Origin of the sequence: Desulfosporosinus lacus DSM 15449, from assembly GCF_900129935.1 — a bacterium.
In the GTDB taxonomy this organism is placed as follows: Bacteria; Bacillota; Desulfitobacteriia; order Desulfitobacteriales; family Desulfitobacteriaceae; genus Desulfosporosinus; species Desulfosporosinus lacus.
This window is the reverse complement of sequence record NZ_FQXJ01000003.1, coordinates 657,359-671,806: the sequence shown is the minus strand read 5'-3', so window position 1 is coordinate 671,806 and position 14,448 is coordinate 657,359. Positions and strand designations below refer to the sequence as shown.

The following is a 14,448-nucleotide window of genomic DNA, read 5'->3' as shown; positions in this document are numbered from 1 at the left end:
TCCTTATCCAACTTTCTGAGATTGGAGCAATACTTTATTTATCGCCAATTAAAGTCATAAACTTTAGTATTGGTTAATATTTTTCTTTCCAAACGTTGCTACAATTTGCTCTGCGGCCTTGCCATCACCGAAAATACTCGGACGGTTTTCTGGAGGAGTAAACATCTCTACAGCCTCTAGAATTTTCCCTTCATCCGCGCCAGTCAAGCGGTTCCATCCCACGTCGACTGTTTCGACCCACTCTGTTTCATCCCTCATCGTAATGCAAGGGACACCAGCAAAATAAGCTTCTTTCTGGACTCCGCCTGAATCCGTAACTAACTTTAAAGTATGGGCTTCAAGTGTAATCATATCAAGATAACCGACGGGTTCAATTACGTTAAGTCGATCAAGCAGTGATGTTAAACCCAATTCATGCACGATCTTACGGGTTCGGGGATGTAACGGAAGGACCACAGGCAGCGAAATCTGGGATAATGCTTTTAAGATTTGAGTTAAACGTGCTGGATCGTCCGTGTTTTCAGCGCGGTGTATTGTACCGAGAATATATGATTTTGGTCCTAAATTGAGCGTCTGGAGAATATTGGATTTCTCCTTGGCCAACTGAAGGTTATAAAGAAAAGCATCGTACATGACGTCTCCGTCTTGAGAAACTCCCTCTGTAATCCCCTCAGCGCTAAGGTTCTTAACGGCAGTTTCAGTCGGACAGGAAAGCCAACTGGAAAGATGATCTGTTAAAATTCGGTTGATCTCTTCAGGCATTCTGCGATTAAAACTTCGAAGTCCCGCTTCGATATGGATTACAGGGATATGAAGCTTCGAGGCTGCCAAAGCCCCCGCCAGTGTCGAATTCGTATCCCCGTAGACTAACAGAGCATCAGGAGTTTCTTGAATCAGCACTTCCTCAACCTTTTCCAGGATTGCCCCAGTCTGAGCGCCATGTCGACCAGAACCGATTCCTAGGTGAAAATCCGGTCGAGGAATATGCAATTCATCGAAAAAAATATCGGACATGTTAGTATCATAGTGTTGTCCGGTATGAATTAGTATTTCTTGATGGTCCCTTCTTAAAACACGGGAGACTGAAGCCGCCTTAATAAACTGGGGCCTTGCTCCTACGACCGTTGCAATTTTCATAGTTTCGTATGTTCCTTTCTTATCTGTTGGTTGGCTAACTGAGAGACTGAGACTAACATTGCCCAAAGGATCCAAAGCAACGGTTCTTCATATAATCGTCCTTCTCCTTGAGCACTGACAAAAATCGCTATTACTCCTGCCACTATGCTGGCATTCAAGAAACGCAGGCGCTCATGACGGATTGTACGGGAAATGTCCCACCCTCTTTGGAGTGTCTTGCCAAAAAGAAAATAAAGAACGGTAAAGCCGATAATCCCGGTTTCCGCCAACACGGTAAGGATCGCCGTATGCGACAGAGAAACATAAAAGGTAGAGTAAGGATTGAAGTAAGGATAGATCGTTGTAAAGGCCACTCCAAAGGCCCCCACTCCAATGCCAACCACCGGATGATCCCTCACCATAGCTATTCCCGACCGCCACAAATACTCTCGAATCCCTCCGGAGGCACTCAATAAACCCGTGCGCAAGCTCTCAATCCGTGCCATGATGGCGGGATTAAAGACAGCCGCCGCAACAATAGCGAAAATCATTAGCACCATGGCGGAAAGCGTCAACTTGCGTCGGGGAATGAGAATCACGAAGATAATCGACGAAACACCCAGAGCCAAAATTCCGCCTCGTGAGCCGGTGATTCCCAAGCCGGCACCCTGCAGCAAAATAGCAACGAGCGGTATAAGGCGCGATGACCATGAAGTGCGTCGTTCAAGCTCAGCCACAGAGAACCAGAATGTGACAACTAAAAAACGAGCAAAGATATTTGGGTCAGCGAAGGTAGTGTTAGAACGGCGATTAATGACGACAGCAGAAGTCGGGATGAAAAACCATTCTGTTAGATACTGCACAATGGCAATTAAACCCAGAACCGCTCCAGCTGCAATCAGCGTATAGCCTAAGCGCTGCAAATCCTTTTCGTCTTCGACGTAGGCTATGACAAGGTAAAGGGTGATAACCAAGGAAAGCAAGCGCACGGTTTCTGCAAACGAATGTGCCGGCGCAATAGAAAAGGCCGTTGAAAGCAAGTAAACTCCTAAAAGCGCGATTGGGAGCCATAAAAGGGCGTCTGTCTTTATACGTTTCCAAATCTTAAATTTATTGGCTATGTGTGCCCGATGGTCTTTATGAGTCTGCCAAAGATCACATAACCAACGCAGGCCTAAGGCCAGTTGTGTAAGACGAAAAAAATCTAAGATAGAAACATTAAAACCAGCTAATCGCTCTGGTAAGCTGTAAGCCGGTATGAACATTTTCGAAACCTCAAGGGGAAATGTGACGATAAGTACCGCCGGCAACCACCTGGGACGTTTTACGGCAACCCAAACAATCCCCCACAGATAACCCAAGGTTATTAAAGTCGACGGATAATAGACCCAGCGAAGGATCATATAAAGCCATAATATGGTGACAAAGACCTCAAGAATCAGGAGCAAACGGTTTTCACTCAGATTATTTTTTTCCATCGTGCATCTCCTTTCTCCTCGAGATCCATTTAGTGCTCACCTGCTTAATAAACAAAGTCATCTCTCTTATGTCCTCCCGCGTAAAAATCAAAACGGTTTTAAACTTTTCGCCGCTTTCACGGCGGTAAAAAACATAGTTCAGGGTAAAAAGGGATATGTAAACTAAGCTTGAGGCCATGGAGGCTCCCATAATACCCCAAAGGGGGATGAGAGTAAAATCAAGGATCAAGGTTAGTACGACTGTGATCCCGGAAGAGATACTTGAGTAAATCGGCTTTCCTCGGGCCATTAAATCCCCCGAAAGCACTACAGATCCACCAAGGGCCACAATCCCAGGCAATAATACCAGCAAAGGGTAGAAAGCTCCACTAAAGCGCGCCCCAAAGAAGAGGAGAATCAACGGGTAAGCGATTATAGCCATTCCGAGCGCGGCAAGAAAGGTCAGCATTATGGTTAAGCGCGTGACTTTAGGAGTCATAGAGAAGGTAAGGCTGTCTTTCTCAGAAGCCAGTTTTGGAATGAGAGCCGTATTGACCGCATTGCCCAAGTATCCGACCATTTCGGCGAGGGTGACTGCAGTAGCATAAAGACCAACTTCAGATAGGGGCAAAAATCCGGCGATTATGAAGAGGTCGAGTCGATAGTTAATAACCATCATGACGTTAGCTAAGTAGGACTTAGCCCCATAACTGAGAGTTTGTCTTATATACGACGGGCTAAAGACATGGAAACGCCAGCGAACAATCTTGGCCATTTCCGGCAGCATATACAGGGTTGTCAAAATATTTCCGGCTACCCATATCCCAAACCCAGTGGTCACTGTCAAACGATCCAAGGCAGCCGCTGCCGAAACTCCTGCGGAGAGGACTACGAACTGGACCAGTAAGGCCAAGTTGTACTTGCCTATGGAGTCCAATCCCCATAACACACTCAACCAATAGAGATTAAGCAGTCCGAAAGGAATTGCCAGCAGAATCAATCCCAATTGGAGGGGCGTTACTGCCTGCATGTACCCATTCTTCAAAAAGTGATAAGCAATACTTACACATACCACCATCAACCCGCCCAAAAAAGCAGCCATACCCAGTGAACTTCCCACAGCTTTTTTGCCATCTTCAGGGTTTCGTGCAACGTAGTAAGTATTGGCATAATTCAATCCTAAACTGCACAGCGGTACCAATACCGTGGGGATCTGGACAAGAAAGGAATACAAGCCCTTTCCCACGGGTCCCAGCACGCGAGAGATGATGATTTGAGTTACCATGGAAAAAACAACGCGTCCCAGGGTTCCAAACAGGGTCAAAAAGCTGTTTCGAACAAAACTCATGGGGTTTCACCATTATCAGGATTACCCCACAAGACATCGGGATCCACAGTCTCCCGTGTGACCTCTATACTTGTCGGGAATATGGAAGAATACTTCACCTCTATAACATTCCCGTTTTTCAATTGATCCCTCTGTTCCTTGGTCAGATAAAATGTCCAAGTATATTTGGCATTGGGCTTTGGAGCCAGAGTGATATAGTAGGGATATTTTTCGAAATCAAAATCCCTTTCCAATTCTAGCCCTTTGATCATGGTGGTTAACCAAAGATCAGTAATATAGCCCGTAGCTACTTTTTGGGTATTAGGGGCTGGTTCGACAAGGCTATCCCCCGGCGAGTGATACGTTACCCGAACACTGTTCAGTGTTTTAAGAGTTGCTAGTTTAGCAGCATCAACAATAAAGCGTTGAACTGTGTCCTCTTTAAAGGAGTATACAACACAATAGAATTGATCATTGTTCTTCGGAGAAATTCTCTCTAAAGAATTAATTTCTCCATCCATAATCTTCTCCTCTGGAAAGACGGTCGTCACGTATGAGACATAATTGTCTACCCCAACCCATTCAACCTTTTGACCTGGGCTTGGTTTGTCCTGCGGAGTAACAAAGGAGATTAGGTTTTTTCTGCCTTGAGGTGTTTCCACTTCATAAACTGTTCCCACAAAGAAGTAATGCTTTATATCAATAAGTTGACCTTGACCGATCTCCAATTCTCCGTTAAGAAAACGAGTAGCCCCACTCTGGGCTTCCTGAATTTCCGTTTCTGTAAACGGCCCTTTTACCTGTTTATACCCTGAAAAAACACCCAGGAGCACAAATAGAAACAGGCCGATTAGAACAAGATTCCCTCTGCGCAACGGTCCTAGCTTCCTAACGCTATTTTCCACGGTATACTCCTTCGATCACGCGGACAATTTCTTCTTGCTCCGTTCTTGAAAGTTCGGGATAGCAAGGAATTGCCAAGGCTTCCGTACATGCTTTCTCCGTGATCGGGAAGGAGCCCTCTTTATAGCCCAAATCATGAAAAGCCTTCTGTAAATGCAATGGAACCGGATAATAGATTGCACAGGCGATATCCGCTTGTTTAAGCGCCTCCATCAGTTCCTGGCGACGATCCGACCGTAAGACATAGAGATGATATATGGGGGTGCCCGCCGGATCCCGGCCGGGCAGAGTCAGTGGCAGTTGCCCTAATAGTTCGTCATAAACTGCCGCCTTTTCCCGACGGCCTTCATTCCATCCATTTAAATAGCGTAACTTAACCCGTAAGATGGCAGCTTGAATCTCGTCAAGACGACTGTTATAGCCGATTTTATCATGATAATATTTTACTTGGCACCCGTGGAATCGCAACATACGCAATTCTGAGGCCAAATGCTTGTCGTTAGTGACGATCATGCCTGCATCTCCATAAGCCCCTAAATTTTTGGTAGGGAAGAAACTAAACGTTGCAGCATGTCCGATTGAGCCGGCTTTTTTACTCTTGTATTCTGCTCCAATAGCTTGAGCGGCATCTTCGATGACCTTTAGGTCGTGGCGTGCGGCGATTTCCATAACTCTCTCCACATCCAGCATCTGGCCAAAAATATGTACGGGGATAATGGCCTTTGTCCGAGAGGTTATTTTCTTCTCTAATTGAGTTAAGTCCATGTTAAGTGTCACCGGGTCAATATCAACGAAAACAGGAGTCGCACCAACCTGAGCAATGGTTTCTGCAGAGGCAAAGAAGGTGAAGGGAGTAGTAATCACTTCGTCTCCGGGGCCAATGCCAAAGGCTTTAAGAGTCAGTACTAAAGCATCTGTACCGTTAGCAACCGCGACAGCTTCCTCCGTGCCGCAGAAAGCCGCAACTTCCTTTTCCAAAGCCTTCATCTGCGGCCCCAGAATATATACCGACGAATCCAGCACGCCCATAATGGCTTGATTGATCTCATCCTTTATCGTCAAATACTGAGCCTTAAGATCTAAAAGAGGAATTTTCATTATAATCTTCCCTTTCTCTTCTATATTCAGCCCACAGTACGTGAATTAGTTTGTGGGTTCATTTTGTTGGTCTTTGAAAGTAAGGAGCCATTGTACATTCACACACGTTACGTTTCACTTGCTCGTTGGATGTTGAAGTCTTCAACATCTGCACTCGCTTTACCGTGAACTTCACTAATGTGTTCACTTAGCAGTTGTCCCCTCAATTTCTGGTCGCCCGAGGTGCTATAGCAGCTCCTCCTCAGGTACCGCTCGAAGATCTTTGGCGGGGAACCCTTTAATAACTCGCTTTTCCGTGGTATCTTTGCTAACCAAAGCCCCTGCAGCTACAAAGGTTTCCGGGGCTACCTTCACCCCTGGCAAAAGGATCGAGCCTCCGCCAACACGGGCCCCTCGCTGAATGGTGGGGCCTTTGATTTCTTTAAAGCGTTTTTCAGTCCGTCCCATGTAATTGTCATTAGTCGTCGTAACCATGGGAGCTATAAACACTCGTTCTTCGATTTCCATATAGGCAGTTATATATGAACCTGTCTGTATCTTGGTGAACTCGCCAATCTTGGTGTCATTTTCTACTACTACTCCACTGCCGATAACCACGTTCTGCCCAATCGAACATTTCTCTCGAACGACTGCTCCATCTCCGACAAAGGCCTTATCAGCATAGTTGGTGCCGGCATAAAGAACGGCAGAACAACCTATGGTGAATCCATTACCCATCTGAAGAGAGGGCATATCCGCTTGTGCTTTAACTGTACTCGTTGCCGAAGCCTTCGGTAAACGTCCGATTGAAGAATTGCTGCCGATAAACCCATCTTCCCCAAGAATAGTTTGCGGATAAATGGTGGTATGATCTCCTATGCGGGTACGATGTCCGATTACTGCACCCCGACCAATACTCACGTAATTACCCAGCTTAACTCCGTCCCCGACCTTTGCTCCGTCACCAAGGACACACCCAACTCCCAAGATGACATTTTCCCCAAGCACAACATTTTCTCCGATCACACAAAACGGCCCGACGGTTGTGGTTAAGGGCACGGTTGCACTGTGGGCTATGAGATTATGATTCATTATTCTTCGCTCCTTTCAATAGCGGGGTGGATTTTGATTTACAACGTTCGCTTCATAAGCTACGTAGACCAAATTACCGCTCAAAGCCGTCCGCTCCGACGAGTTCCCGGCAATTCGCCATCCGATGGCCAAGGACGGCCGAGTGTCGCCGGAACCAAGGATGGTGGCAGGCGACCTTGGCTCAGTGCCGGTTGGAAACGTCCTTGTTTCCAACTCGTCTCCGCTGCCTGCTTTTCGCGAAGTTTGGTTAGCTACTCGCTTAAGTCGTTCTCTTTTGTAAATCAAAATCCACGTACTGCTCATGAGAAACGTCCATGATTGTCTTCGTAGCATTTATGGAAAACATGCATAGCCGCGAAGACCCGTAATCTTAGCCTAGGAGAGTTGATTTACAGCAAGTGAGCCCTCTACGTGAGCAGCCCACCAAACTTAGGCCAACCTGCCTTTCATCAGCGGGGCGGGATCCAAGGACGGATCCCGCGCCAACTGAGACACGGATGTCGAATTTGGCGGAACCCCGCCCGCTTGCATTAGCAGGTTTGCCTTTAGTTTGGTCTGCGAGCGTGGGGGCGAAGCGGCTGTAAATCAACTCTCCTCTAACGGAAACACGATCGGCTCCTTCGTCTCCTGGCACTTATAAATCGCCAGAATAATCTCTAATGCCTTGCGTCCCTCTTCTCCCGGAATGGCCGGTACTCTGTCTTCTCGAATCGCTTGAATCATATCTGAGATGATTTCTCGGTGGCCGAAGCCGTAAACGTTTGGAGGGTCCCCTACTTGGCTGGCGAAGATCTTTACTTTTTCCTCTGCGCTGTCTGGGAACTCCCATACTTCGATGCGGTTAACTGCGATTCCGCCAACAATGACGGATCCCGTTTCACCGAAAACGTTTAAGGTCTCTTCAATGTTCGTAGGGTAAATAGTAGAGGCCGCCTCAATGATTCCGATGGCACCGCTTTTAAATTTGATAACGGCTGCTCCCATATCTTCCATTTCAATTTTGCGCATAAAGGTTTCTGTATATCCAAAAACTGACTCCACAGGCCCAAAGGTCCACTGCAGGAGGTCAATGTTATGTATCGACTGATTCATGAGTACCCCGCCGTCATGGAGTTTTGTCCCGCGCCAAGGTGCTTGAGTATAATAGTTATCATTCCGATTCCAACGCACTGTAGCCTGTCCATGAGTCAATTTACCAAAACGTCCATCTTCTAATGCCCCGCGAAGGAGTTTCACTGAGTCATTAAAACGGTTTTGATGAATGACACCTAATTTTACACCCGCTTTTCGGCAAGCCGCAATCATTGCATCCGCTGTTTTCAAGGTCATGGCCATTGGCTTTTCTACAAGTATATGTTTGCCGGCTTCAGCTGCAGCAATTCCGATTTCGGCATGTATTCCACTGGAAGTTGCGATCGTAACGACATCAATGTCTGTCCTTTTCAGCATTTCCATATAATCGGTATAGGGCTCTGCCCCATATTTATCGGCAAAGGCTTGGGCCAACTCCGGCACTATATCACATACGGCGACTAGGTCTGCCTCAGGAAGGGAAACTATAGATTCTGCATGTTTTGGGGCAATTCGCCCACACCCTATAATTGCAAACCGAATTTTGTTTTCTCCGTTCATATAAATACAACCACTCTTTCCTTGATTTATCAGTTCCGAGACTCCCACTTCTTAATTTTAAGAATATGCTGTTCTTTGCTGTACTGTACAGCTTTAAGGGGAATCTGATGATTCCCCTTAAAGCGTGGGTTTCTATACCTCAATCGCCATATTTCAGAGTCTAGATTTTGGCAATCTTCTCACGATTGCTGAGGACATTTTTTGTGGCATTACGGGTATCCACTACGAGTTTAGCCTTGTCAACAACTCTCTCATAATCTACTGCCGTATGATCGGTTAGGATTAAGACAGCGTCCGAATTAGCTAAAACTTCATCCGTCAGTGGGACACTCTCCAAGTGAAGCATACTTCCACCGTGTGGCTCAATAACCGGAATATAGGGGTCATGGTAGGTGATACTTGCTCCTTGCTTACGCAGGAGTTCGATGATTTTCAAAGCTGGAGATTCGCGCATGTCATCAATATCCTTTTTATAGGCTACCCCAAGTACAAAGATCTTAGCATCTTTCAAGCTCTTGTTGACACTATTTAAGGCACGCACGACTTTGTTGATAACATAATATGAAACTTCTACATTGATCTCACCGGCAAGTTCAATGAAGCGGGTATGGAAATCATACTCACGAGCTTTCCAGGTGAGGTAGAAGGGATCAATAGGGATACAGTGACCGCCTACTCCCGGACCGGGGTAAAAGGTTTGAATTCCGAATGGTTTTGTTCCCGCGGCTTCAACGACTTCCCATATATCGATTCCCATGCGGTCACAGAGCATCATTAGTTCGTTCACCATAGCAATGTTTACCGCTCTGTAAGTATTTTCAAAGACTTTGGTCAACTCAGCAGCCGCTGGTGAGGATACGGGAACGACATTGGATATGGTTTGGGTATAGAGTGAATAAGCAATCTCTAAGCATGTGGGAGTCATCCCTCCCACCACTTTAGAGGTGTTTTTCGTACTGAAGCGTTTGTTGCCTGGATCGACGCGCTCCGGTGAGAAGGCGAGGAAAAAGTCGCGACCCACTTTGAGTCCTGTCTTTTCTAATAAAGGCAGAATGACTTGCTCTGTTGTGCCTGGATAGGTCGTGCTCTCTAAGGTGATTATCTGTCCCGGACGAAGATATTTTCTGATCTCTTCTGTCGATGCCTGCATGTAGGAAATATCCGGATCACGGGTGATCGTTAAGGGAGTGGGTACACAAATGATTATGACATCGCATTCCGCTAAGCGCGAGAAATCTGTGGTTGCGATCAACAACCCGCTCTGCACAACATCCTTGAGATCTTCATCTTTGACATCCCCAATATAGTTGTCCGCTGCATTGACGCGGTCAACACGTGCCGGGTTGATGTCAAAACCTGTCACGGGAAATCCGACTTTCCCTTTTTCTACAGCTAAGGGGAGTCCTACATATCCTAAACCGATAACTCCAATTCTTGCTTCATGCTTTTCGACTTTTTCTTTGAGAGCTTTGGCAACCACATCTTCGTCAGTAATTACATTCTGTACGGTTAACATCTTATAAATCTCTCCTTAATCCATTCTAAGACTCCCACTTCTGAAGTGGGAGTTTCACTTTTCTGTTTTGTCTCAAGTCTGGCTTTAGCTAGACTTAGTTCAGTGATTAACTACAACTTTTTCCACCTTCTTACGGAAAGAGGGGATCACGGTCTGCAACAATTCAATAACTTCATCTCTGGTTAAAAAGCTGCCTCGTTCTCGAATGACATGGGTTAACTCTTCCAGGAGTTTTACGTCAATTCCATTCGGTTTTGCAACGAAGATTCTACTGTGTTTAGTCGATGTGACTCCTTCTTCAGCCGTCAATAATTCTTCGAAGAGCTTTTCACCCGGCCGAATCCCTGTGAATTGGATCTTAATATCAACATCGGGTTGGAAACCCGAAAGCCTGATTAGGTCTTTGGCTAAATCCACAATCTTAACTGGTTTCCCCATATCTAAGATGAAGATCTCACCGCCGCGTCCCATGGCACCTGCTTGGATAACTAACTGGGCCGCTTCAGGAATTGTCATAAAGTAGCGAACCATATCCGGATGAGTAACCGTAACTGGGCCGCCTTGAGCAATTTGCCGTTTAAAGGTAGGAATCACACTGCCACGGCTTCCTAAAACATTGCCAAACCGAACGGCTACAAACTTCGTTTGAGAACGAAGATCCAAGCTTTGGATAAGCATTTCCGCGGTACGCTTAGTAGCTCCCATAACACTTGTTGGATTAACTGCCTTGTCTGTAGAAATTGAAACAAAGGTCTTTACTTTTACTTGATCGGCCGCTTCAGCTAAATTCTGTGTCCCAACAACATTATTCTTTAGAGCTTCTTCGGGGTTTCTTTCCATCAAAGGGACATGTTTATGGGCTGCAGCATGGAAGACAACCCCCGGCTTATATCTATTAAAGATTAAGAAAACCTTTTCTCGGTCTTTGATATCCAAGATCTCGGTTATGTAGTCGATTCCCGGGTGTTCGACACGCAATTCTTGTTCGATGTCAAAAATACTGTTCTCCCCGTGTCCAAGCAGAACCAGCTTCCCTGGATTAAACCTGGCAATCTGACGACAGATTTCCGAGCCGATTGATCCACCGGCTCCTGTAATAAACACCGTTTCTCCTGCAACATAACCTGCTACTTCCTCCAGATCAACGGAAACCGGGTCACGACCAAGCAAGTCCTCCACCTGAACTTGTCGAATTGGGTTAACATTTATGTCTCCGCTAATAATGTCATAGACACCCGGCATTATTTTTAAAATGACCCCGGATTCTTCGCATATTTGCACAATTTCGCGAACGGATTCGCCTGAAGCCGATGGCATGGCAATGATAACTTCATCCACGTTATGTCCTTTTACAATACGGGCAATATCGATCCTCGTGCCTAAGACTGGGATTCCAAGTAACTGCAACTTCTGTTTTGAATGATTATCATCGATAAAACCAACTGGGCGACCATCCCGATAATTACGGTTTTTTAATTCTCGTGCAGCTAATACTCCGGCATCTCCTGCCCCAACAATAAGTACTTGTTTCTGCGAGCCTGGGACATGACGATCCAAGGTATTTTCCTGTAAGATCCGCCAAATAAACCGCGAACCTCCAATCAAAAAGACCATTGCCAACCAAAGAAGCACCGCAGCAGTATGCGGCATTCTAACATAAGAGAGAGTGTCAGCATTAGAGAGACCATAAAAATAAACCGCCGCGACAGTTCCGCCCGTTCCAACGGAAACAGCATAGACAATTGAGAGTAACTCCCCTGTGCTTGCGTACTGCCAAAGCCGGTTATACAGCCCAAAGACATAGAAGACCACAAGATATAAAATAGTCCCGCCAATGGCTGTGTGATAATAGGTTTGGTAATAATCTAAAGGTATGCCTTCTTCAAAGCGCAAATAAAAACTGCCGAAAGCTGCCAAGTTGATTAACAAAGCATCAATCAGCATTAAAATCAACGTACGTTTGCGGAATAACACGTTGCTCAACCCTTTCTCGCTACACCTCAACATTAAACTTTATCGTTCTAAAGTTTACTACAACTCACTTGGTTTTACAACTATGAACAATCGGCAGCCTCTGTTCAAGGCAACTCAAAAAATCCCTTTAAAGATCTTAATTTACGATCTATTTCTGCTCTGAGATCCTACTAAATAGTAACTAAAAGGAAGGAAACTAACCAGCCTAATACTTAAATAACTTAAAATAATCGTGACAGCAAATACTATTGGATAAAAAGTCCAACTATCAAAATCTATCTGATAGTTCTTGAGAATTTTGATAGCGGATTGGTTAAAAAAGATATGGATTAGATAGATTCCAAATGAATAATCTCCGATTCTTTTAATAACTTTAGCAAGGATACTTCTCCTTTTCCCAAGAAAGCTCATAGACACATTAAAGAGAAATAAAAAGGAGATGACTCTCAGAACAGGATATATGAGCTCCGGACCTATGAAGAAGTAGGCTGGAATGGAGTCATATCTATAGCCTGTCGTTAAACCGATAATTATAAAAAAACTGGTTCCTAAAGTTAGGGCAATGGACATGATGAATAAAAAGGACTTTGGCAACGTGAATTTCCTCTTAAAGGAGTCAAAATGATCCCAGGTATAAATCCCTAAGCAAAAGTAAAAAAGAAAGCCCATAAAGTTAATTTTTGTACCTGATAAATATGAGGTATGTAGGCCAGCCATAAAAAAGGTCTGTATCATTAACATTAGAACCAACAACAGTTCTGCTCTATTTCTCTGTTTGAATAACGAGTAAATTCTTATGATCAGGGGATAGAGGATGTAAAATTGAATGATGATCGAAAAAAACCATAGATGATATGAAGCATCTGCAAGCCAAATACTATTTAGTAAAAGTGCGAAGTTAGTATCCAACGCGCTATTTTTCATGATGTCCCAATTGTTAAATGCTGTATATAAGATAGAAAACAACAAGTATTGGGGAATAATCGAGCGTACTCTTTTTCTGTAGAACTCCTTTAATGCGAATGACTCACGATAGTTCTTAGCTAACACAACCCCCGATATCAAGATAAACAGCGGCACTGCGAATTGAGAAAAAATATCTACCCATAAATTCACCAGAACCAAGGAATTGAACTGTTTAACTTCTGTAAAGTAGCCTGTTGTATGAATAGCGATTACTGCTAAAACCCCAAATCCTCTTAAATACCCAATTTCCTCAATTATATCGGGTTTGACATTACTTGTTCTGCTTCGAATCATGTTGATATTCCCTTCTCTGATTGGTGGGTTCTCCGAGCGCAACGATTTTCTATATGGAATTCAACGGACGAGTTCACTTGAAGTGCGCCATAAGTTTAACTGAGCACTAGTTTATCATACACCTTAATTTTCTGCATAAAAAAACTCGGCAAGCGCCAAGCGTCGTATCCCACCCGACAATACACCAAGAGTATCAATTTATTCTATTATAAATAAACATACCCTATAGAGTAGCCTTTATTAATTGTCTACTCTATAGGGTATGTTTTATATTTAGACTGTAGCCCTTTTTAACCAATTACTGTATTGTACTCTCTCCCGTGATTACCCAACGCGAATTTTGTTTAACAAGATTGACACGAACTTGAACAATCTGTTCATGCTCTTCCCCGACTGCAGTTCCATCAGTTAAATTGTAATCCCTTGCTGTATAACGATAATCCACTCGCAGGGTGGCAGCGTTTTCAGAGACACTTTCCACATCAACTTGGTCGAAGACTATTTGACTCACATCTAAGCCTATACCTTGTACCAAATACTCTTCTGCCCGCCGCGCATGTTTTTCAAATAAATCCCCCGTATACGCTTTAGCTAGTTTGAGACGAAAGCTAGCCATATCTGTTGATTTCCAGGCTCCGAAAAAAATTCCGATGTTCTGCTTATAGTCTGTGATAACTTGTTGCGCCATGAGTGAATCCTTATTAGAAAGGGAGTGAAGATCACTTTCAGACATGCCGGCTGTTGCAGGGTCTAGCGGCGGGGTCTGAATCGGGTCATTCACGGTACCCGAAACTGTCTGTATCTTATCTTGGCCACGCAACTTGGAGATAAATGAAGTTGGGGAACTCGAATTCGTGAGTAAAGACACACCTAGTGTCCCGACCAGTACACCAAGTCCTAACGCCAGCGCTCCAAACAAATAATTCATCTTACGCATAAAGACCAATATCTCCTTCAAATGGTTTTTATTACTATATTGACCAAAGAAAGGGGATGTTAGACATTTATTTTCTATATTTAATAAAAAATACAAGGCCTGTCCATTATAGACGGCCTTGAGTTATTTATCATTTATTTAATTTTAAAACAATCTT

Annotated in this window: 12 protein-coding genes; all 12 read right to left on the bottom strand. The window is 44.5% G+C overall.

What is annotated here, in order from left to right; all coding sequences use genetic code 11:
- Window positions 1-63: 63 nt before the first annotated feature.
- Window positions 64-1,137, bottom strand: a complete 1,074-nt coding sequence (gene wecB / locus BUB11_RS03250; protein WP_073027831.1) for a non-hydrolyzing UDP-N-acetylglucosamine 2-epimerase — start codon at window positions 1,135-1,137, stop codon at window positions 64-66.
- Window positions 1,134-2,594: an O-antigen ligase family protein gene (locus BUB11_RS03245; protein ID WP_073027829.1), complete on the bottom strand. Its 1,461-nt coding sequence runs from the start codon at window positions 2,592-2,594 to the stop codon at window positions 1,134-1,136. The genes wecB and BUB11_RS03245 overlap by 4 nt, the downstream gene beginning before the upstream one ends.
- Complete coding sequence (locus BUB11_RS03240; RefSeq protein WP_073027827.1) at window positions 2,581-3,921, bottom strand: flippase; 1,341 nt, start codon at window positions 3,919-3,921, stop codon at window positions 2,581-2,583. The genes BUB11_RS03245 and BUB11_RS03240 overlap by 14 nt, the downstream gene beginning before the upstream one ends.
- Window positions 3,918-4,805, bottom strand: coding sequence for a hypothetical protein (locus tag BUB11_RS03235; protein WP_073027826.1), 888 nt, complete (start codon window positions 4,803-4,805; stop codon window positions 3,918-3,920). Before BUB11_RS03235 ends, BUB11_RS03240 begins: the two co-directional genes overlap by 4 nt.
- Window positions 4,795-5,901, bottom strand: coding sequence for a DegT/DnrJ/EryC1/StrS family aminotransferase (locus BUB11_RS03230; RefSeq protein ID WP_073027824.1), 1,107 nt, complete (start codon window positions 5,899-5,901; stop codon window positions 4,795-4,797). The genes BUB11_RS03235 and BUB11_RS03230 overlap by 11 nt, the downstream gene beginning before the upstream one ends.
- Window positions 5,902-6,126: 225 nt before the next feature.
- Window positions 6,127-6,972 carry an acyltransferase gene (locus BUB11_RS03225; protein WP_073027822.1) on the bottom strand — a complete coding sequence of 282 codons (846 nt, stop codon included), beginning with the start codon at window positions 6,970-6,972 and terminating at the stop codon, window positions 6,127-6,129.
- 15 nt (window positions 6,973-6,987) lie between these two features.
- Window positions 6,988-7,305 (bottom strand): hypothetical protein, encoded by a 318-nt coding sequence (locus tag BUB11_RS03220; RefSeq protein ID WP_159436890.1) that lies wholly within the window; start codon window positions 7,303-7,305, stop codon window positions 6,988-6,990.
- 252 nt (window positions 7,306-7,557) lie between these two features.
- A complete protein-coding gene (locus tag BUB11_RS03215; RefSeq protein WP_073027819.1) occupies window positions 7,558-8,604 on the bottom strand; it encodes a Gfo/Idh/MocA family protein in 1,047 nt (348 codons plus the stop codon).
- A gap of 160 nt (window positions 8,605-8,764) precedes the next feature.
- Entirely contained in the window at window positions 8,765-10,120 is a 1,356-nt protein-coding gene (locus BUB11_RS03210; RefSeq protein ID WP_073027817.1) for a nucleotide sugar dehydrogenase, read from the bottom strand.
- Window positions 10,121-10,219: 99 nt separating this feature from the next.
- Window positions 10,220-12,094 carry a polysaccharide biosynthesis protein gene (locus BUB11_RS03205; RefSeq protein ID WP_084110134.1) on the bottom strand — a complete coding sequence of 625 codons (1,875 nt, stop codon included), beginning with the start codon at window positions 12,092-12,094 and terminating at the stop codon, window positions 10,220-10,222.
- Window positions 12,095-12,235: 141 nt separating this feature from the next.
- Entirely contained in the window at window positions 12,236-13,354 is a 1,119-nt protein-coding gene (locus tag BUB11_RS03200) for an acyltransferase (protein WP_073027816.1), read from the bottom strand.
- 298 nt (window positions 13,355-13,652) lie between these two features.
- Window positions 13,653-14,291 (bottom strand): hypothetical protein, encoded by a 639-nt coding sequence (locus tag BUB11_RS03195; protein WP_073027814.1) that lies wholly within the window; start codon window positions 14,289-14,291, stop codon window positions 13,653-13,655.
- Between the last annotated feature and the right edge of the window lie 157 nt (window positions 14,292-14,448).